Origin of the sequence: Stenotrophomonas sp. TWI1151 (assembly GCF_039673135.1) — a bacterium.
Lineage (GTDB): Bacteria > Pseudomonadota > Gammaproteobacteria > Xanthomonadales > Xanthomonadaceae > Stenotrophomonas.
Map to the genome: position 1 here is coordinate 105,219 of NZ_JBDJLA010000008.1, position 16,383 is coordinate 121,601.

16 protein-coding genes and 1 tRNA gene are annotated in these 16,383 nt (G+C 64.5%); 13 read left to right on the plus strand and 4 right to left on the minus strand.

The features are described 5' to 3' along the window. Positions 1 to 356: 356 nt before the first annotated feature. Positions 357 to 1,289, plus strand: a complete 933-nt coding sequence (locus ABE422_RS11575; protein WP_346483020.1) for an SOS response-associated peptidase family protein — start codon at positions 357 to 359, stop codon at positions 1,287 to 1,289. Between the two features lie 674 nt (positions 1,290 to 1,963). Here the strand turns inward: ABE422_RS11575 and ABE422_RS11580 are convergent. Further along, on the minus strand, positions 1,964 to 2,971 hold the full coding sequence (locus ABE422_RS11580) for a P63C domain-containing protein (protein WP_346483021.1): 1,008 nt from the start codon (positions 2,969 to 2,971) through the stop codon (positions 1,964 to 1,966). 110 nt (positions 2,972 to 3,081) lie between these two features. On the opposite strand from ABE422_RS11580, the gene ABE422_RS11585 reads away from it, so the two are divergent. Both ABE422_RS11585 and ABE422_RS11590 read left to right on the plus strand, forming a co-directional pair. Continuing rightward, a complete protein-coding gene (locus tag ABE422_RS11585) occupies positions 3,082 to 3,384 on the plus strand; it encodes a hypothetical protein (protein ID WP_346483022.1) in 303 nt (100 codons plus the stop codon). Between the two features lie 61 nt (positions 3,385 to 3,445). Further along, positions 3,446 to 3,658, plus strand: a complete 213-nt coding sequence (locus ABE422_RS11590) for a hypothetical protein (RefSeq protein ID WP_346483023.1) — start codon at positions 3,446 to 3,448, stop codon at positions 3,656 to 3,658. A 43-nt stretch (positions 3,659 to 3,701) separates the two neighbouring features. On the opposite strand, the gene ABE422_RS11595 is transcribed toward ABE422_RS11590, so the two are convergent. Beyond that, positions 3,702 to 4,223 (minus strand): hypothetical protein, encoded by a 522-nt coding sequence (locus ABE422_RS11595; protein WP_346483024.1) that lies wholly within the window; start codon positions 4,221 to 4,223, stop codon positions 3,702 to 3,704. A 432-nt stretch (positions 4,224 to 4,655) separates the two neighbouring features. On the opposite strand from ABE422_RS11595, the gene ABE422_RS11600 reads away from it, so the two are divergent. The 4 genes from ABE422_RS11600 (at position 4,656) to ABE422_RS11615 (ending at position 9,419) form a co-directional block, all read left to right on the plus strand. Beyond that, complete coding sequence (locus ABE422_RS11600) at positions 4,656 to 6,245, plus strand: ATPase domain-containing protein (RefSeq protein ID WP_346481859.1); 1,590 nt, start codon at positions 4,656 to 4,658, stop codon at positions 6,243 to 6,245. Beyond that, positions 6,235 to 8,289 (plus strand): ATP-binding protein, encoded by a 2,055-nt coding sequence (locus tag ABE422_RS11605; RefSeq protein ID WP_313212034.1) that lies wholly within the window; start codon positions 6,235 to 6,237, stop codon positions 8,287 to 8,289. The genes ABE422_RS11600 and ABE422_RS11605 overlap by 11 nt, the downstream gene beginning before the upstream one ends. Before the next feature lie 149 nt (positions 8,290 to 8,438). Then, complete coding sequence (locus tag ABE422_RS11610; RefSeq protein ID WP_313217838.1) at positions 8,439 to 8,900, plus strand: BLUF domain-containing protein; 462 nt, start codon at positions 8,439 to 8,441, stop codon at positions 8,898 to 8,900. A gap of 270 nt (positions 8,901 to 9,170) precedes the next feature. Then, the gene (locus tag ABE422_RS11615; protein WP_019183363.1) at positions 9,171 to 9,419 is read left to right on the plus strand and encodes a hypothetical protein; all 249 of its coding nucleotides are present in this window, start codon (positions 9,171 to 9,173) and stop codon (positions 9,417 to 9,419) included. Between the two features lie 55 nt (positions 9,420 to 9,474). Here the strand turns inward: ABE422_RS11615 and ABE422_RS11620 are convergent, their stop codons facing one another. After that, positions 9,475 to 10,563 carry a 4Fe-4S dicluster domain-containing protein gene (locus ABE422_RS11620; RefSeq protein WP_346483025.1) on the minus strand — a complete coding sequence of 363 codons (1,089 nt, stop codon included), beginning with the start codon at positions 10,561 to 10,563 and terminating at the stop codon, positions 9,475 to 9,477. A gap of 2 nt (positions 10,564 to 10,565) precedes the next feature. Continuing rightward, on the minus strand, positions 10,566 to 10,859 hold the full coding sequence (locus ABE422_RS11625) for a hypothetical protein (protein ID WP_121041710.1): 294 nt from the start codon (positions 10,857 to 10,859) through the stop codon (positions 10,566 to 10,568). A gap of 188 nt (positions 10,860 to 11,047) precedes the next feature. Here ABE422_RS11625 and ABE422_RS11630 point away from each other — a divergent pair, with 188 nt between their 5' ends. The 6 genes from ABE422_RS11630 (at position 11,048) to ABE422_RS11655 (ending at position 16,371) form a co-directional block, all read left to right on the plus strand. Then, positions 11,048 to 11,485: a group III truncated hemoglobin gene (locus tag ABE422_RS11630; RefSeq protein ID WP_313212030.1), complete on the plus strand. Its 438-nt coding sequence runs from the start codon at positions 11,048 to 11,050 to the stop codon at positions 11,483 to 11,485. 44 nt (positions 11,486 to 11,529) lie between these two features. Next, the gene (gene hemN, locus ABE422_RS11635) at positions 11,530 to 12,939 is read left to right on the plus strand and encodes an oxygen-independent coproporphyrinogen III oxidase (protein ID WP_313217843.1); all 1,410 of its coding nucleotides are present in this window, start codon (positions 11,530 to 11,532) and stop codon (positions 12,937 to 12,939) included. A 64-nt stretch (positions 12,940 to 13,003) separates the two neighbouring features. Beyond that, positions 13,004 to 13,090: transfer RNA gene (locus ABE422_RS11640), tRNA-Leu, on the plus strand. A 96-nt stretch (positions 13,091 to 13,186) separates the two neighbouring features. Next, entirely contained in the window at positions 13,187 to 14,218 is a 1,032-nt protein-coding gene (locus tag ABE422_RS11645) for a TraB/GumN family protein (protein ID WP_346483026.1), read from the plus strand. 107 nt (positions 14,219 to 14,325) lie between these two features. Continuing rightward, positions 14,326 to 14,781 (plus strand): BLUF domain-containing protein, encoded by a 456-nt coding sequence (locus ABE422_RS11650; RefSeq protein ID WP_313212027.1) that lies wholly within the window; start codon positions 14,326 to 14,328, stop codon positions 14,779 to 14,781. Between the two features lie 303 nt (positions 14,782 to 15,084). Beyond that, on the plus strand, positions 15,085 to 16,371 hold the full coding sequence (locus ABE422_RS11655; RefSeq protein WP_313212025.1) for a nucleotide sugar dehydrogenase: 1,287 nt from the start codon (positions 15,085 to 15,087) through the stop codon (positions 16,369 to 16,371). Positions 16,372 to 16,383 lie beyond the last annotated feature (12 nt).

Genomic DNA, 16,383 nt, shown 5'->3' on the forward strand with positions numbered 1-16,383 from the left:
CGGTCAATGAACTCAGAAAATCTAGCCAAGCTGACGGCCTGACGATTCTCACAATGCGGGCAGGCGAGAACGGCTCCTCCCGCAATGGCAATCAGGCCCCGGCCAGGCAAGGCATCAAACGACCAGCCGCACGGCAGGCATCGGCACTGAACGCTCGTTACTTCAAGGAGCCGCCCAGCCTCATCGGCCTGGCCAGCGACGTCAACGAGATAGAACTGTCCGGTGTTGGGCATGGGCCTCTGTGGTTGGCGACGGGGCCGGGATGCCTCGAACGTGAATCATAGCCGTCCGCTTGTTAAGGTTCGGCAGATTTCGTCGCTCACGGATCCTTGAGCGGGCCGTGGTGTAATCCGGCGATGTGCTATTCCGCTCAAATCAAGGCCGATTACCACAAGCTCGTGCGCGAGTTCGGCGCAGTCGTGTCTATGGACGAGTTCGCGGCGCTGTATGCCCACGATCCCGGCAAGAAGCGGCCAAAGACGCCGAAGGCCATGGATGATGCGTTCGCCGCGGGCAAGACACCCGCCGAGCGTTCGGTCTGGGCGGCGATCCAGGACTGGAACGCCGGCGATGCCACTGCCTTCGAGCAGGAGCTGTTCACCCAGAAGACCCGCCTGGTCAACGCCGAGCGCGCGCTGCAGACCAAGGTCACGAAGAAGGCTGAGAACGACGTGCGGGTGGCCACCAACAAGATCGCCCGGGCCCAAGGCAAGCTGGCCGACCTTCGGCGCACCGACCACGCGGCAAGAGACTCGCGGATTTTCCCCGGCGTGTACGGCGCCGTGATCGTGTCGGAGGGCGGCAATCGAGTAGTGAAGCCGATGCGCTACCAGTGCCGGCTCGCCGGGAAGCCGGCCAGCTACGATCAGCGCTACCCCGGCACCTACAACGCCAGGCGCGACAGCCTGGAGGGCTTCTGGCGGCCAGCCTTCGGATACACGCACGCGCTCATGGTGGTGGACACCTTCTACGAGAACGTGGAGGGGCCGGACGGGAGCAATCAAGTAGTGCAGTTCACGCCCCGCACCGGCGATCCGATGTTGGTGGCCTGCCTGTGGTCGCACTGGGTCGATCCGGCCGGAGAGGAGCCTGATCTGCTGTCCTTCGCGGCGATCACCGACGAGCCCGAGCCCGAGGTCGCCGAGGCCGGCCATGATCGGACAATCATCAACATCAAGCCCGAACATGTGGATGCCTGGCTCAACCCCAACCCGGCCGATCTGGGCGCGCTCTACGCAATCTTCGACGACAAGCGGCATCCGTTCTACGAGCATCGGTTGGCGGCGTAGGGCAGCGCCGACGCTGCCGTGCGCAGTCGGCCTATGGTCTCCGGGTGTCCCGGGACGCATGATCGGCATGCCGGATCCGGGAGCCGCAGGCAGCTCAGCCCGGGTGCTGGGGCGCCTGAGCAGCGCCTCTCCGGCACCAGAAGACGTTTCCTTTGGTCAGCTCCTTAACTGCACAGCCGACCACCGCTTTATCAACGAATTACACGGCGCCTTACGCCGCGGCCCGCTAGCAATTCGCTAACGAGCTTCGCCTTAAATGGCTCAGTCGCTGCCTTCGTGAAGTCAGCCCAAGAGGTGTGTCGTGTCTCTTTCATTGCAAGTTGATCGAGCCGCTCGCGAGGCACAGCCGCAAACGCTTCCGCAGAGCTTACGTCTACTCCTGCAGCCGTGAGCATCTCCTCTATGGAACTAAACCTGGTGTGGGCGCTGACGAACCCGGGGTTGAATAGTTGCGAGTAGGTGATTCGTACGTCGTCCATGCTTTGCCCTTTCGCGTCCCCTGCCCAGAAGTGAGCATCGTCGAGGCGCGGGTAGAGCAGAACACGTAAATTGCTGCGGGTCAATAAAATCAATTAAATTCAATGACTTGTAATGCATGTGCAATACAAACGTGGCGACGAGATTGAAGCAGCTACCTGCGTTGACTCGCCCGCTGGTCTTTGTAGGCCGCGCGCTTAATCTGGATCGCTTAGCGGCAGCTCTAGCGTGTCGCCTTTCCGCGGCAGAACCTGATCAACCATCTTTACGTATCGTTGCCAGCCATGACCGCTTGCGATAGCCAAGCGCTGAAACATGATTAGTGAATGGAGGTGCTGCGCTAGAAGGGGATGCCCAACATCATCGGACAGCCACTGATGGAGTTTATTGGCGCGGCTGCCGCTTTCGGTCTTTGGCGTGCGCATTTCAAGCTCCTTCAGGACTCCTGTCCCGAGTCGGTCATACACCAGGTCACGGGTGTAGTGCGCCACCACGCTGAACCGGTTCTTCTTCATGCCGGGCCAGGGCCAGCCTTTGAGCTTGTAGATGTTCTCGTAGAACTCGTCGGGGAAACGCTTGGACCAGGCAGCGAGCTCTTTTCGTAGTACGACGTCTAGGTACTGCTGCAGGGCGTCGCGTGGCCGCACCTCTTGATAACCGGTGGCTTCGTCGACCAGCGCGATAATGCCCAACTGGGAGAGAGCGCGCACCAAGACCTCAGCCTGTTGCGCGACCACCAATTGGGTGGCGGTAAGTTCGTCCTCGATGCGAGCACGCAAATAAATGTCGCAGACAGCCGGCAGAGCCTCCGCCCTGAACGCCTCTGACACGACCCCTCTCGTGCTGCGCACTTCGGTCCCGGTCAGTATTTCCTTCAAGTCTTTGTTTATAAAGGGATGAAGGTTCGCTGCCTCCAAGAATACGGGCAGTTCGGTCCCGGCATACTTCCGCCCTCGCCAAGGCCGCTTCAGAGCTTTCATGATCCCGCGAGTGCTGATGTAACGATTGCCATCTTCCAACACGTAACAGGTGATCGGTACGTCCGCGATCGTGAGGGTTCCTTCGTGGGTAGCCTTCTTAGCGCTCCCCCAACGAGCATCGGCGGCTTTCTTCGCGATCTCAGAGCGCTTAGCGCCTGTAAGAGCTGTCGCGCGGGCCTTTCCCCCGGCGGACTGTGGGGTGTTGCTGGAGCTACTGTCGTTCATCGCAAGCACTCTGGTCCCAGATGCTTGCAATATGCACCAGCAAGCATCGCGACGCAATATGCATGCAATCCGGTCGCAATCCCTGAGACGGGCGAGCGTATCCTGCGCGCATGCTTCCTCCCGACTTCCGATGGCGCTCGGTCGCCAGCCGTGCCGATCAACTTCCCGATGCCATCTACTGCGGCATGACGGAGGTGTTGCGCCTATCGCAGCGCGTGGACGATAACGCCTGGTGGGTCGAGGTGGACCGTCATCTTGACGACCAGCACCGCGGCCGCCGGTTATGCACCAGCTACGAGCAGGGCGTAATCGGGTCGGAGCTGTGGGCGGTAAGGCATCAGCAGCGGCTTCGCCTGGAGATCGATCAGCGCGAAGTGGCCCGCGCTGCCCAGCGGAAGAACCGGACCTGGTAGGCAGTCAGCCGGCGTTGCCTCCGTATCGGCGCGTGCGACCGCCGGCGGCGACAGTGGCTCCATGGATCAGAAGAGCATCGGCAAGGCGCGCTGGGCGCGCGCGAGGGCGGCTTCGCTATGGCAGCAGGCCGACGACCTTGACAGGAATCACAGCGGCGACTGGCGGGCGAGGGCGACTCGCCGGCGCGGCGCTGACCGGTTCCGCGCCGAGGCCGCGCGGTTCGACGGTATCGCCAACCGGCTGCAGCCCGTCGATGACGATTGGGCCGCCTGATCGCTACCCCGGGCTGGCGCAGGGGCAGGGAAAGCCGCGGCCATCATCCGAAACCCTTGTGTGAAACAACGTACTGTTCGCTGTAGATGCATCGATATGCCACGTGCAGCCGCACTCGCTCGTAGTTGAGCCTTATGCGGTTTCGATGATCATCTGAGAGTGGTACGTCTGAATAGACGATGCGAACCGTGCCGCCTGCTGCGATCACCGACCCGCTCAGGAGGCCACGGACGCGCAAGTGGGGCGGGTTCGGGTCTCCGAAAAGCAGCTCAGACATCAGGGCATTGATTCCGTCTCCCGAAAGCAGATCGATCTCCACACCATCCACTGTCGCGGTGAAGCGTTCAACGAATGCAGGTCCGACGCCTGGATTGCCAAGGCCAAGGATCTCATCCACGCACCCCACCTCAATATCCAGAATTGGCCTTGAGCTGAGGCGGAAGTGCTTCCGTTGTAGGCAGCCGAAGTAGAAGGACGTTCCTAAGGCAAGTAAGGCGATGATCGTGCTGCACACGGCAACAATGGCCTGCGGGCTAGATGCCTGGGTTACGGCGGCAAAGATCATGGGAGCACCAGGCCGGGCAGGGAGATTGCATTCAATTATTCCACGACGATGTAGTTGCGAGGCGAGTTGGTCCACCGCCGCAGCGTCCGTGCAAATTCCGTGCAACCCGCAAAAAGAAAAAGGCCCGCATCGCTGCGAGCCGTTAAAAGTGGTGGCCGGGGACGGAATCGAACCGCCGACACGGGGATTTTCAATCCCAGCATCCCGGGTGCCCAGAGCACCCCGCTGCCGTTCCGCAATCGGGGACACCCCCTTGCGGGAGTAGGTCTCTAACGCCCGACTTAGGGGCCGTTTGCGGAACGGAATCGACGGGGCAGCCGTTGATACATATAGATATGTGTCAGGACTGCAAATCCGCGTACGCCGGTTCAATTCCGACCCAGGCCTCCAAATAGAAAGTAGCCCAGAGCCCGCGAAAGCGGGCTTTGTGCGTTGTGGGCCTCCATTCAGTTTCGGAGGCCAGAGCCGACAGGGCCTACACAACGCGCTTCGTATGCTGCGGCCGTCCACTTTGGCAGCCTTATGCAGACACAAAAAGCACGCGTAGCGACGGGTATCGAAGGCCTCGACAGCATCCTCGGCGGGGGCTTCCCGCAGGGACGGCTGTACCTGCTGGAAGGACCCCCAGGCTCCGGCAAGACCACGCTGTCCCTGCAGTTTCTGCTGCATGGGCTGAGCAAGGGCGAGCGCTGCCTCTACATCACGCTCTCCGAGACAGCTGACGAGCTGCGAGAAGTTGCCAATGCGCACGGCTGGTCCCTGGATGGGCTGGAGTTGTTCGAGCTGGCCTCGGCCGAGGAAGCGCTGGGCGACGGACGGATGCAGTCGGTACTGCACTCCTGGGAAGTCGAGCTGGACGAAACGGTCAAGCTGATCCTCGGCGAGGTGGAGCGCATCAAGCCGCATCGGGTGGTGTTTGATTCGCTGTCCGAGCTGCGATTGCTGTCGCAGGATCCGCTGCGTTATCGCCGCCAGATCCTCTCGCTCAAGCAGTTCTTCGCGCCCAAGAGCGCGACCGTGGTGCTGGTCGATGACATGACGGCCTCCGGTGAGGAGCGCGATGGTCAGCTGCACAGCCTCTGCCATGGTGTGGTGTCGCTGGAGCGCCTGACACTGGATTTCGGCCCGGCGCGCCGCCGGATGCATGTCCAGAAACTGCGCGGAGTGAACTTCACCGCTGGCTACCATGACATGACCATCCGCGAAGGGGGCCTGGAGGTCTTCCCGCGGTTGATCGCCTCGGACCACCACGCCACGTTCAACGGCACGCCCATCAGCAGCGGGGTCGGCGAGATCGACAGTCTGCTCGGCGGCGGTCCGCTGCGGGGCACCAGCACGCTGTTGACCGGCCCGGCTGGCAGCGGCAAGACGAATGTGGCGCTGCAGTACGTCTGGGCGGCCTGCGAGCGCGGTGAACACTGCTGCATCTTCGAATTCGATGAGCGCATCGGCACCTTGCTCGCCCGCGCCGAGTCGCTGGATATCGATCTGAGCAAACACCTGGCGTCGGGCCTGCTGGAAATCCTCCAGGTCGATCCGGCCGAGATCTCACCGGGCGAGTTCGCCTGGAACATGCAGCGTGCGGTCGAGGAGCGCCACTGCCGCCTGCTGGTGATCGATAGCCTCAACGGCTACGTCACCGCGATGCCCCAGGAAAAGCAGTTGATGCTTCAGCTGCACGAGATGCTGTCCTACCTCAACCAGAAGGGCGTGGCGACCATCCTGATCAATCCGCAACACGGGTTGGTCGGCACCATGTCGACCGGCAACCTCAACGTTTCCTACATCGCCGATTCGGTCGTGTTGTTCCGGTTCTTCGAATCGCAGGGGCGCATCCGCAAGGCGATCTCGGTGATCAAGAATCGGGGCGGTGCGCACGAGAATACGATCCGCGAGCTGAAGATCGACGGCAAGGGGATTTCGCTGAGTGCCCCGCTCAACGAGTTCAAGGGCATTCTGACCGGCACGCCGGAATTCGTGGGCAATACGGCGCATCTGCTCGGCCACACCCGTGCAGAGTGACTCCGTTTCCGGTGTGGTGCATATCGTTGCGCCGTTCGGGCGCGATGCGCAGAGCATTGCCGGCGTACTCAATGCCGCCGGGCTGCGGACCGCGATCCAGGAGAGCCTGCCACGGCTGGCCGACGCGCTTGATGATGACGTTGGCGCGGTGGTCGTCACCGAAGAGGCGGTCGCCAAGGGCACCGCCGCGTTGCTGGAGCCCTTGGCCAGGCAACCGTCCTGGTCGGATATTCCCTTCATTCTGCTGCGTTCGCCGCGCTCGCAGAAGCGCCCCTTGGCCGATCCTGGCCTGCAGTTGTCGATCAACATCATCGAGCTGGACCGGCCGCTGGGCAGCAGCTCGCTGCTCAGCTCCGTGCGCAGTGCGCTGCGGGCGCGCGACAAGCAGTTCCTGGTCCGCGATCAGATGCGGGCGCTGGCCGATGGCCGTGCCGCACTGGAGCGCAGCGAAGCAGAGCTGCGCCTGGTGGCCGATGCGATGCCGGTGCTGATCGCCTTCATCGACCGCGACCTGTGTTACCGCTTCGCCAACAAGGCGTATGAGGCCTGGTTCGAGCGTCCGGTATCGGCCGTGATCGGCAAACGCGTGCCGGAGGTATTCGGGCAGGAGGTATGGAGCAGCCGCCGCCCGTTGATCGAACGTGCGCTGGCGGGCGAGCACATCGTGTTCGAGGCCAACTGGCCGTTCAGTGACGGCCGCCGGCGCGACAGTGAGATCCGTTATTCGCCGCGCTTCGATGCCGACGGCGCGCCGGACGGGTTCCACGTCTTCGTCACCGATATCACTGCCTCCAAGCTGGCCCTGGAAACGAGTCAGCAACATGCCTCGGACCTGGAGGCGATGGTGGCCGAGCGCACGGCGGAGCTGGAGCGGCAGATGGTCGCGCGCGAGGCCAGCGAAGCGGCCCTGCGCCAGTCGCAGAAGATGGATGCGATCGGGCAGTTGACCGGCGGCATCGCGCACGACTTCAACAACATGCTGACCGGCATCCTGTCCTCGCTGGACATCATGCGCATGCGCCTGGACATGGGGCGCATGGAAGGGATGGAGCGCTTCCTGGATGCGGCCACCGCCTCCAGCCAGCGCGCGGCGGCCTTGACCCAGCGTCTGCTGGCGTTTTCGCGACGTCAGTCGCTGGATTCGAAGACCGTGGAACTCAATGCGCTGGTGGGCTCGGTCCAGCACCTGCTGCGCAGCACGCTGGGCGAGAAGATCCGCATCCAGATGGCGACCAGTGACGCGCCGCTGCGCGCCAACCTGGACAGCAACCAGTTCGAAAGCGCGCTGCTGAATCTGGCGATCAATGCACGTGACGCGATGCCTGAAGGGGGTGAGTTGATCCTGCGGACCTCGCACGTCTTTGCCGCCGAGGGCGAGGTGCCGACCATTCCGGCAGGCGAGTACGCCGTGGTATCGGTCTCCGATTCCGGCACCGGCATGCCACCGGAGGTGGTCGAGCGGATCTTCGAGCCGTTCTTCACCACCAAGCCGATCGGCAAGGGCACGGGCTTGGGCATGTCGATGATCTACGGCTTCATGCAGCAGTCCGGCGGCCACATCACGGTGGATTCCACGCCAGGGCAGGGCACCACGGTAGCGCTGTTCATGCCGGTGGTGCACGACGCCGCCGAGGACGACGGTGCACCGAGCGCACAGCCGGTGTCGCTCGGCGCCGGGCAGTCGATCCTGGTGGTGGAGGATGACGAGCAGGTGCGCATGCTGGTCACCGTGGTGCTGGAAGACCTCGGGTATACCGCCGAAGTCGTGGGTGATGCCGATGGCGCCATTCCGATCCTCGGCTCATCGAAGAAGATCGACCTGCTGATCACCGACGTTGGATTGCCCGGCCTCAACGGACGCCAGCTGGCCGAAATCGCGAGGCAATCGCGGCCGTCGTTGCCGGTGCTGTTCATGACCGGCTACGCAGAGAAAGCACAGGAACGCTCGGCATTCCTCGACAACGGCATGGCGATGATCGCCAAGCCGTTTCTGCTCGATGCGTTCAGTGAGGCGGTAAGAAGCTCGATGGCGGGACATCGGTAGTCCCGCGGCACCCGGCGTGTGCCTGTCCGGCGAAAGCGTGCGCGACAAGGAGCATTCGTTTTGAAAGTGTTCTGAACGCTTCAGGCAACGGCTTTATTTAGATACCTGAAAGTGACAGCATAGTGCTTTGAAATCGTCGGAGTTTACCCATGCCCCTTTGCGCGATCGCGTATGTCAGCGACGTTGCAGGCCCGCTGTCTGCGGAGCATCTCGACGCCCTTGTCGAAGATGCCATCCGCTTCAACAGCCTGGCCGGGGTCACCGGTGTGCTTCTCTGCGACGGCAGTCGTTTCCTGCAGTACTTCGAAGGCCCGGATGATGGGGTGTCGGCAGTACACGAGCGCGTACTGCAGGCCCGCAGTCATCGGAACATTCGCAAACTCGGTCACGCCCGCGTGCCTGCGCGCTATTTTCCTTACTGGAGCATGCGCTGGCTGGGCGTGGAGCCGACCCTGGTCGAGATCTTGTCTGCCGGAGAATGGGAGGCGTTTGCCGATCGCGCCGCGGGCGGACCGCCGGCAGGCAGTGCCATGGAACGTCTGATGCAGTTCGTCGCGCCGCACCTGCCCGCGCGCGCGGGTATGCAGGAGAGCCGCTCGGCGGCCGAGTGAGGTGGCGCGCCCCTGTGCAGCTTCCCGGGGCGGGGCGGCCAGGCGCGGAGTATCCGAAGCGCTGCCCTGACATATTGCTGTCAATGCCCGGCCTGCATGATGCAGGCACGGGTTCGGACGTTGTATGAACGGTTCATCAGGGGCGTGGCCTTTACCCTTCGGGTAATTGACTTAATGCGATGACCGTGCAAATTTTAGGTGAACCCGAAGTGAATCCGCCCCTGAGGGGGTTTTGTCGTCCCTGAAGCAAGCAAGTCCCACGGAGGTCGTATGGAATACGGCGAACATGACTTGGCTGATGGAGTGCGAACTGAGCTGGAAGCCAGCTACGTGAAACATGGCTGCGGCCCGGAATTCTGGTCCACCTACCAGCGCGTGCTCGAGCGTCTGGTCCCACCCGCGCAGGGCACCGCGCGAACCCGTGTCACCAATGAGCTGGCGTTGATCATTGAACAGTTGGGGATCGTGCGGCGCGCCCAGTTGGTGCCGCCGCGCAGCGCACGCCCGCGCGCGCGCTGAGACCGGGTCGGGGGACCGGGAACCGGTACGGGGGACAACCGCCAACGCGGCGCCGTTACAGGTGATGAAGACCGATGGCCAGCAGCGCCAGCAGCGTGCCGGCGGCGGCGAGCGTGCGCGGACGAATCCACCGGGTCGGGTGGTGCTGCATGGCCGATGGACGTGCATAGCGGATCAACCCGGTCGGGAACTGCCAGGCACGCATGCGTTCATCGCAGGCATCCTGGCAGTCGCCACAACTGATGCAATCAGCGTTCGGTCCGGCACGCACGTCCAGCGCCATCGGGCACACGTTGGCGCAGGCGCCGCAATCCAGACAATCGCCGAGGCGATCGGCGCTGAAGTGCGGCATCGGGCCAGCGATGTCTTCATGTGCGGCGCGGAAGGCATAGTCGCTGGCGCTGGTGGGATCAAGCAGCCCGCGTCCCCGCGCCTGGACACCGCCCAGCCCAGCCACGCGTGGGCCGCGCGGTTCGCCGCGGCGTGCGTGGTACTGCATGCGCGGCGTGTTGTTGTCGCAGAACATGCCGTGGATGCGCGCATACGGACACAGCTCGCGGCAGACATGTTCGCGCAGGAAGCCGGCATTGCCCCAGGTGGCTGCCGCATAGAAGACGATCCAGAACGTTTCCCAGCCACTCCAGACCGGTGGCCACGGCGTACCGACCAGACCGTGGATCGGGCTGAAAAAGCCCACGAAGGTGATGCCCGTCCACGCGGCCACCAGCAGCCACAGCAGATGCTTGACCGCACGCGCTGCGCCGGTGGCCGGCAGCCAGCGTGCGGTGCCTTGATCCATCCACCGGAACAACCGGCTCCACAAGGTCTGCGGACAGCCGTAGCCGCACCACACCCGGCCGGCCAGGTGAGTGAGCAGTACCAACGCGGTGGCCAGCACGGCGGCCAGGCCCAGCAGGATGCCGACGTCGTGCGGCCAGAGGGTCCAGCCGAACAGATCGAAGCGGCGCGCGGTGAGGTCGAACAACAGCGCCTGGCGACCCTCCCAGCGCAGCCACGGCAGGAGATAGAAGCCGGCCAGCAGGATGACCGAGAGCAGTGGCCGCCAGCGCAGCGGCGCGCGCCGGCCCGGGGCCGGGGACGGAGGCGAGGGATCGACCAGATGCAGGGTGAGGCGGTCTGTCATGGTCACCCCAGTGGCAGGTCGTCATCGTCGCTGGGCATCGGCCGCAGCAGGTACCAGGTGATCGCGCTGGCGGCGGCGGTGACCGCCCAGAACATGAAGAACCCCAACGTGTAGCCCAGCTCGCGGCTGATCTCGTGCTGCGGGAAACTGATGTCGCGCAGGCGCAGCGGGTCCACAAAGGCGAAGAACACCACGCTGGCCAGGCCCGCTGCGACGAAGCTGGGCCACAGGATGGCGCCCCATTGCTGGATCAGCCGTCGGCGGCTGCCGTCGGGCGGGTCGTGCAGGTCGTTCATTGCGGCCACGGTCAGGAGGAGGGGGCAGGGCACGGCTATACTTCGCGCCGACCGGGGGCCGGGACCGCGAGTGCGCGCTTCCTGTCGAGCTCCCAGACTAGAAGGCTTCGCCGTCGGCTTCATTGATTCTGATCAAGGCAGCGGCAGCCCCTGCCGCCGATGCTGGGCGTTGCTGCCCGAGGGTGTTCATGTCCGATCCCACCGACAACGTGCTGCCTCTTCCGGCACTGGACCTGTGCAGCGAAGAGGACGTCACCCGCCTGGTGCACGACTTCTACGCGCGTGTCCGCGAGGAGCCGCGCCTGGGCCCGGTGTTCACGGCGCGGATCCACGACTGGGATGCGCATCTGGCGCAGCTGGTGGATTTCTGGTCGGCGATGCTGCGCGGCACGCGGCGCTTCAAAGGCGCGCCCATGCCCAAGCACATGGCCATGGATGAGCTGGATCGCGATCTGTTCGACCGCTGGCTGGCCCTGTTCCGGCAGACCACCGCCGAATGCGGCAATCCACCGATGCAGCGGCTGGCCGATGATGTCGCCGAGCGGATCGCCGATACCTTCTGGCGTCGCTTCCAGATGCTGCGCTGGCCGAGCCTGCCGATGGCGGGCCGCCCAGGCGTGAATTGATCTGACGCAATGCGTGCGCACCCGCGCATGCGCAAGCTGGCGGCATGGATACCTTCTCGCCTGCCGCCGCCGGGCTCGCCTGGCACTTCGATCCCGAGCTGCTGCGTCGCCACGACCGGCCGGGCCCGCGCTACACCTCCTATCCCACCGCCCCGCATTTCCATGACGGCTACGGTGAGCTGGCCCTGCGCGAGGCCATCGTGGACAGCAACCGCCGGGGCCGCGCGCTGTCGCTGTACGTGCATGTGCCGTACTGCAGCAGCCCGTGTTTCTACTGCGGCTGCAACCGGGTCATCACCCGCGATCACAGCAAAGGCATCAGCTACGTCGCCCGCGTGCTGAGCGAGGCGGACCTGATGGCGCCGCAGTTCGATCCGGCGCGCGAAGTGATCCAGCTGCACCTCGGCGGTGGCACGCCCAACTTCCTGGCGCCGGCACAGATGCGCGAGTTGATCGATGGGCTGCGCCAGCGCTTCAACTTCAGCACGGCGGCCGCGCGCGATTTCTCCATCGAGCTCGACCCGCGCTTCGTCACACGCGCCGATATCGCGGTGCTCGCCGAGCTGGGCTTCAACCGCGCCAGCCTCGGCGTGCAGGATTTCGATCCGGATGTACAGAAGGCCATCAACCGCGAGCAGGGCGTGGAGGACACACTGGATATCCTGCGTGCCTGCCGCGAGCATGGCTTGCGCTCGGTCAATGTCGATCTGATCTACGGCCTGCCGAAGCAGACACTCCCCGGTTTCGCGCAGACGCTGGAAACCGTGCTGCGCGAGCGACCGGATCGCCTGGCGGTGTATGGGTACGCGCACCTGCCGCACCTGTTCCGCGCGCAGCGCCAGATCGCCGATGCGGATCTGCCCAGCCCCGAGCAGAAGCTGGCCTTGCTGGGCTTGGCGGTGCAGCGCCTCTCAGACGCGGGCTATCAGTACATCGGCATGGATCATTTCGCGTTGCCGGAGGAAGACCTGTCACGGGCACAACGGGCGGGGCAACTGCACCGCAACTTCATGGGCTATACCACGCACGCCGACACCGATCTGGTGGGCCTGGGGGCCAGCGCGATCAGCCACATCGGCGAGACCTACAGCCAGAACCCGCGTGAACTGCCGGCCTGGGAAGCGGCGGTCGATGCAGGGCGGTTGCCGGTCTGGCGCGGCCTGACCCTGGACCAGGACGATGTGCTGCGCGCGGAAGTGATCGGCCAGTTGATGTGCCAGGGAGAAGTGGACGGGGCAGCCGTGGCGGCACGGCACGGCGTGGACTTCGAGACGTATTTCGCCGAGGGACTGCGCGCGCTGGCGGCACTGCAGGCAGACGGCCTGGCCGATTACGCGCAGGGCGTGGTGCGCGCGAGCGAGCGCGGGCGCCCACTGCTGCGGCTGCTGGCGATGTGCTTCGACCGCTATCTGACGCAGCCGGACCAGCCCGTGCGGTATTCCCGCGCGATCTGAGCGGGGCCGCTGTGACGCGTGCATTCCAAAACCGGGCGCGATCAGGCACCCTATGCGCGCCGTTGCCCGGGTGGCGAAACTGGTAGACGCATCGGACTTAAAATCCGCCGGGGGCAACCCCATGCCGGTTCGATTCCGGCCCCGGGCACCAACGGCCAGTTTCACGCGTTGCCCGCGCAACGCAAACTTTACGCAGCCGGCCGCGTGCCACCGTACGCTGCGCAGCAACCCACCTCGGACACGCCACATGGCAAACGCAGTTCGTGCAGGGAAAGCACTGGTGTGGGGCGTGGCGCTGCTGTTCGGCGGCGTGGCCCATGCGCAGGCCCAGACGCAGGTGCCGGCGCAGGCCGCAGGCGAGGTGATCGATCTCGCCCCGGTGGTGGTCTCGGGTGAGCAGCCCGGGCCAGGCATGTGGCAGGTCCGAAATGCCCAGGGCCACACACTGTGGATTCTCGGGACGGTTTCGCCGCTGCCAGCCAAGCTGACGTGGCGTGCCGACGAGGTGCAGGCGGTGATCGCCAGCGCGCAGGAAGTGCTCGGCTCGCCGGGCTGGACACTGGATGCCGACGTGGGCTTTTTCCGCGGGCTGACCCTGGTGCCCTCGGCGATGAAGGCTGCCCGTGATCCCGACGGACGCACCTTGCGCGAGGTGTTGCCGCCCGATCTCTACGCGCGCTGGGAAGTGCTCAAGCAACGCCACATCGGCCGCGACGGAGGCATCGAGAAAGACCGGCCCTTGGTGGCCGCGACCCAGCTGTATGCCGCCGCACTGAAGGATGTCGACCTCGGCCGTTCCTCACCGGTGTCCAGGATCGTGCAGAAGGCCAGCAAGGCGCACGGTCTCACGCCGGTCCCGACCCAGGTCACGATCAAGATCGCCGACCCGCGGCAGGCGTTGAAGGAAGTGCGTGGCACCGCCTTGCAGGATGTCGAGTGCTTCCGCCGTACCCTGGATGTGGTCGAACACGGCCTGCCGCTGCTGGCCGAGCGCGCCAACGCCTGGTCGGTCGGTGATATCGAGGCGCTGGAGCGGCTGGCGGTGAAGGGGCAGTACCTGGCCTGCGTGGATGCCGTGGCCAACAGCGATTTCGGGCGGCGGCGTGGCTTGACCGATGTCGATGCGCAGGCGCAGCGCAAATGGATGACCCTGGCCGGCGAGGCGTTGGCGCGCAATGCGGTCACCTTTGCGACCGTCCCGGTCACCTCGCTGCTGGTGCCCGGTGGCTATGCCGATCAACTGCGTGCCCGGGGCTATGAGGTCCAGGCACCGGAATAAGGCGTGACTAACGGGCGATTCGTAACGAGACCGTGAGCACATTCGGTGTCTACCCAGTGCGAAAACTTCATGGCATAGTCAGCTTCAGTTCATTCCGGAAATCCTTCATGCCGCTGCATGCGGTCGCTTATGTCAGCGACGCTATCGATGGAATCGAAACGTCTGATATCGATCAGATCCTGCGAGCAGCAATGGGGTTCAACAAAGTGGCAGGCGTGACCGGCGTGCTGATGTTCGACGGCCGGTGTTTCCTGCAGTACTTCGAGGGACCGGAGGACGGTGTCGACTCGGTGTTCCAGCGCGTGTTCAACGCACGCATCCATACGAATCTGCGCGAACTCGCGCGAGGGTTCGTGGAGAAACGCCATTTCCCCTGCTGGACGATGGCATCAGCAGCGGTCGAACCGGATGCGCTTGCGCGTATCGTCGAGGCGCCCTGGCAGGGGTTCCAACAGCGGTGTTCCGAGCCAGATGATATGCCCGCAGGTTTTGGTCGTCTGCTGGAGGCATGGACCGGTGTGTCCGGCGAGTTGGAACCGGCAGCAGTGACATTGGGGTCGTAACGCAAAACAACCTTGTCCGTAACACAATGATCACGGTTGCACGCCTATCCTCTTTCTACCAGCTGTGACCAGTCTTGCGGGGTTTGCCCTTGGAGGCTGTCTGAAAGGGTAGTAACCGCAGCTGGACCATTATTCCTTTGGCCGTCGTCCGTACTCTCCGCGGGCGGCGGCTTTGTTCTTTGTGGGGCAGGGTCGGGCGCGTTAGTCTTGCACCACCTGTCTCCCGGCTCCGTATCGCATGACGTATTCCCTGATGATGCCCCGCCTGATGGCTGGCCCGGTTCCGCGGTGCGGAGCCGCTCGATGACGCACGCCATTTCCGCCGCGGTGTCCGCGCGCATCGGGGTCATCGGGCTCGGCTACGTTGGGCTGCCGTTGACCGTGACCTTTGGCCGGCACCAGGCCACGGTGGGCTACGACATCGATCAGGCGCGGGTCGCCGAGCTGCAGCGTGGCATGGATCACACCCTGGAACTGGACGCGGATGAACTGGCTGCTGCGTTGCATGCCCGCTACACCGCCGATCCTTCAGAGCTGGCCGGGTGCAACGTCTACATCGTGACCGTGCCCACCCCGATCGATGCGCATGAGCAGCCCGATCTCGGGCCGCTGCGCAGTGCCAGCACCCTGATCGCCGGCCTGCTCACGCCGGGCGACATCGTGATCTACGAATCCACCGTCTACCCGGGCACGACAGAAGAAGTCTGCGTGCCGCTGCTGGAGGCCGGATCGGGGCTGCGCTTCAACGTCGATTTCTATTGCGGTTACAGCCCGGAGCGGATCAATCCGGGTGACCGCGAACGACGGTTGCCGGACATCCGCAAGATCACCTCCGGCTCGACGCCGGAAGTCGCCGCCGTGGTCGATGCCTTGTACAAGCGCATCATTACGGCCGGCACCTGGCCGGCGCCCTCGATCCGCGTGGCCGAAGCGGCCAAGGTGATCGAGAACATCCAGCGCGACGTCAACATTGCGTTGGTCAACGAGCTGGCGTTGATCTTCGATCGGCTCGGCATCGATACCCAGGACGTGCTGGATGCGGCCGGCAGCAAGTGGAACTTCCTCCCGTTCCGCCCCGGCCTGGTCGGCGGCCACTGCATCGGCGTGGACCCGTACTACCTGCTGCACAAGTCCGAAAGCGTGGGGTATCACCCGGACCTGATCCACACCGCGCGACAGGTCAACAACCGGGTCGGCGAGCATGTCGCACAACGCGTGCTGGCGCTGCTGGCATCGCGCAGCATCGATGTCGCGCAGGCACGCGTGCTGGTACTGGGCGTGACCTTCAAGGAGAACTGCCCGGACCTGCGCAACAGCCGCGCGTTGGAACTGGCGCAGCGCCTGCAGGTCAGTGGCGCCCGGGTGGACGTGCAGGACCCGTGGGTGGGGCCGGCCGCACTGGCCGATGCGGGCGTGCGCTGGGTCGAGGCCCCGGATGCGGCCGGCTATGACGCCGTCGTACTGGCGGTGGCGCATGATCGTTTCCGTGCCTTCGACGCCGCGCAGGTGCGCGCGCTGCTCACGCCGGGCGGTGTGGTGTACGACGTCAAATCCGTGTGGCCCCGGGAAGTGGTGGACGACCGCCTGTAGACTCGGGGGCAG

What these genes read in the sequence shown, in the direction of transcription:
- ABE422_RS11575 (WP_346483020.1), top strand. Translation starts at nt 357, where the DNA reads ATGTGCTATTCCGCTCAAATCAAGGCCGATTACCACAAGCTCGTGCGC.
- ABE422_RS11580 (WP_346483021.1), bottom strand. Translation starts at nt 2,971, where the DNA reads ATGAACGACAGTAGCTCCAGCAACACCCCACAGTCCGCCGGGGGAAAG.
- ABE422_RS11585 (WP_346483022.1), top strand. Translation starts at nt 3,082, where the DNA reads ATGCTTCCTCCCGACTTCCGATGGCGCTCGGTCGCCAGCCGTGCCGAT.
- ABE422_RS11590 (WP_346483023.1), top strand. Translation starts at nt 3,446, where the DNA reads ATGGATCAGAAGAGCATCGGCAAGGCGCGCTGGGCGCGCGCGAGGGCG.
- ABE422_RS11595 (WP_346483024.1), bottom strand. Translation starts at nt 4,223, where the DNA reads ATGATCTTTGCCGCCGTAACCCAGGCATCTAGCCCGCAGGCCATTGTT.
- ABE422_RS11610 (WP_313217838.1), top strand. Translation starts at nt 8,439, where the DNA reads ATGCCCCTTTGCGCGATCGCGTATGTCAGCGACGTTGCAGGCCCGCTG.
- ABE422_RS11615 (WP_019183363.1), top strand. Translation starts at nt 9,171, where the DNA reads ATGGAATACGGCGAACATGACTTGGCTGATGGAGTGCGAACTGAGCTG.
- ABE422_RS11620 (WP_346483025.1), bottom strand. Translation starts at nt 10,563, where the DNA reads ATGACAGACCGCCTCACCCTGCATCTGGTCGATCCCTCGCCTCCGTCC.
- ABE422_RS11625 (WP_121041710.1), bottom strand. Translation starts at nt 10,859, where the DNA reads ATGAACGACCTGCACGACCCGCCCGACGGCAGCCGCCGACGGCTGATC.
- ABE422_RS11630 (WP_313212030.1), top strand. Translation starts at nt 11,048, where the DNA reads ATGTCCGATCCCACCGACAACGTGCTGCCTCTTCCGGCACTGGACCTG.
- hemN (WP_313217843.1), top strand. Translation starts at nt 11,530, where the DNA reads ATGGATACCTTCTCGCCTGCCGCCGCCGGGCTCGCCTGGCACTTCGAT.
- ABE422_RS11645 (WP_346483026.1), top strand. Translation starts at nt 13,187, where the DNA reads ATGGCAAACGCAGTTCGTGCAGGGAAAGCACTGGTGTGGGGCGTGGCG.
- ABE422_RS11650 (WP_313212027.1), top strand. Translation starts at nt 14,326, where the DNA reads ATGCCGCTGCATGCGGTCGCTTATGTCAGCGACGCTATCGATGGAATC.
- ABE422_RS11655 (WP_313212025.1), top strand. Translation starts at nt 15,085, where the DNA reads ATGACGCACGCCATTTCCGCCGCGGTGTCCGCGCGCATCGGGGTCATC.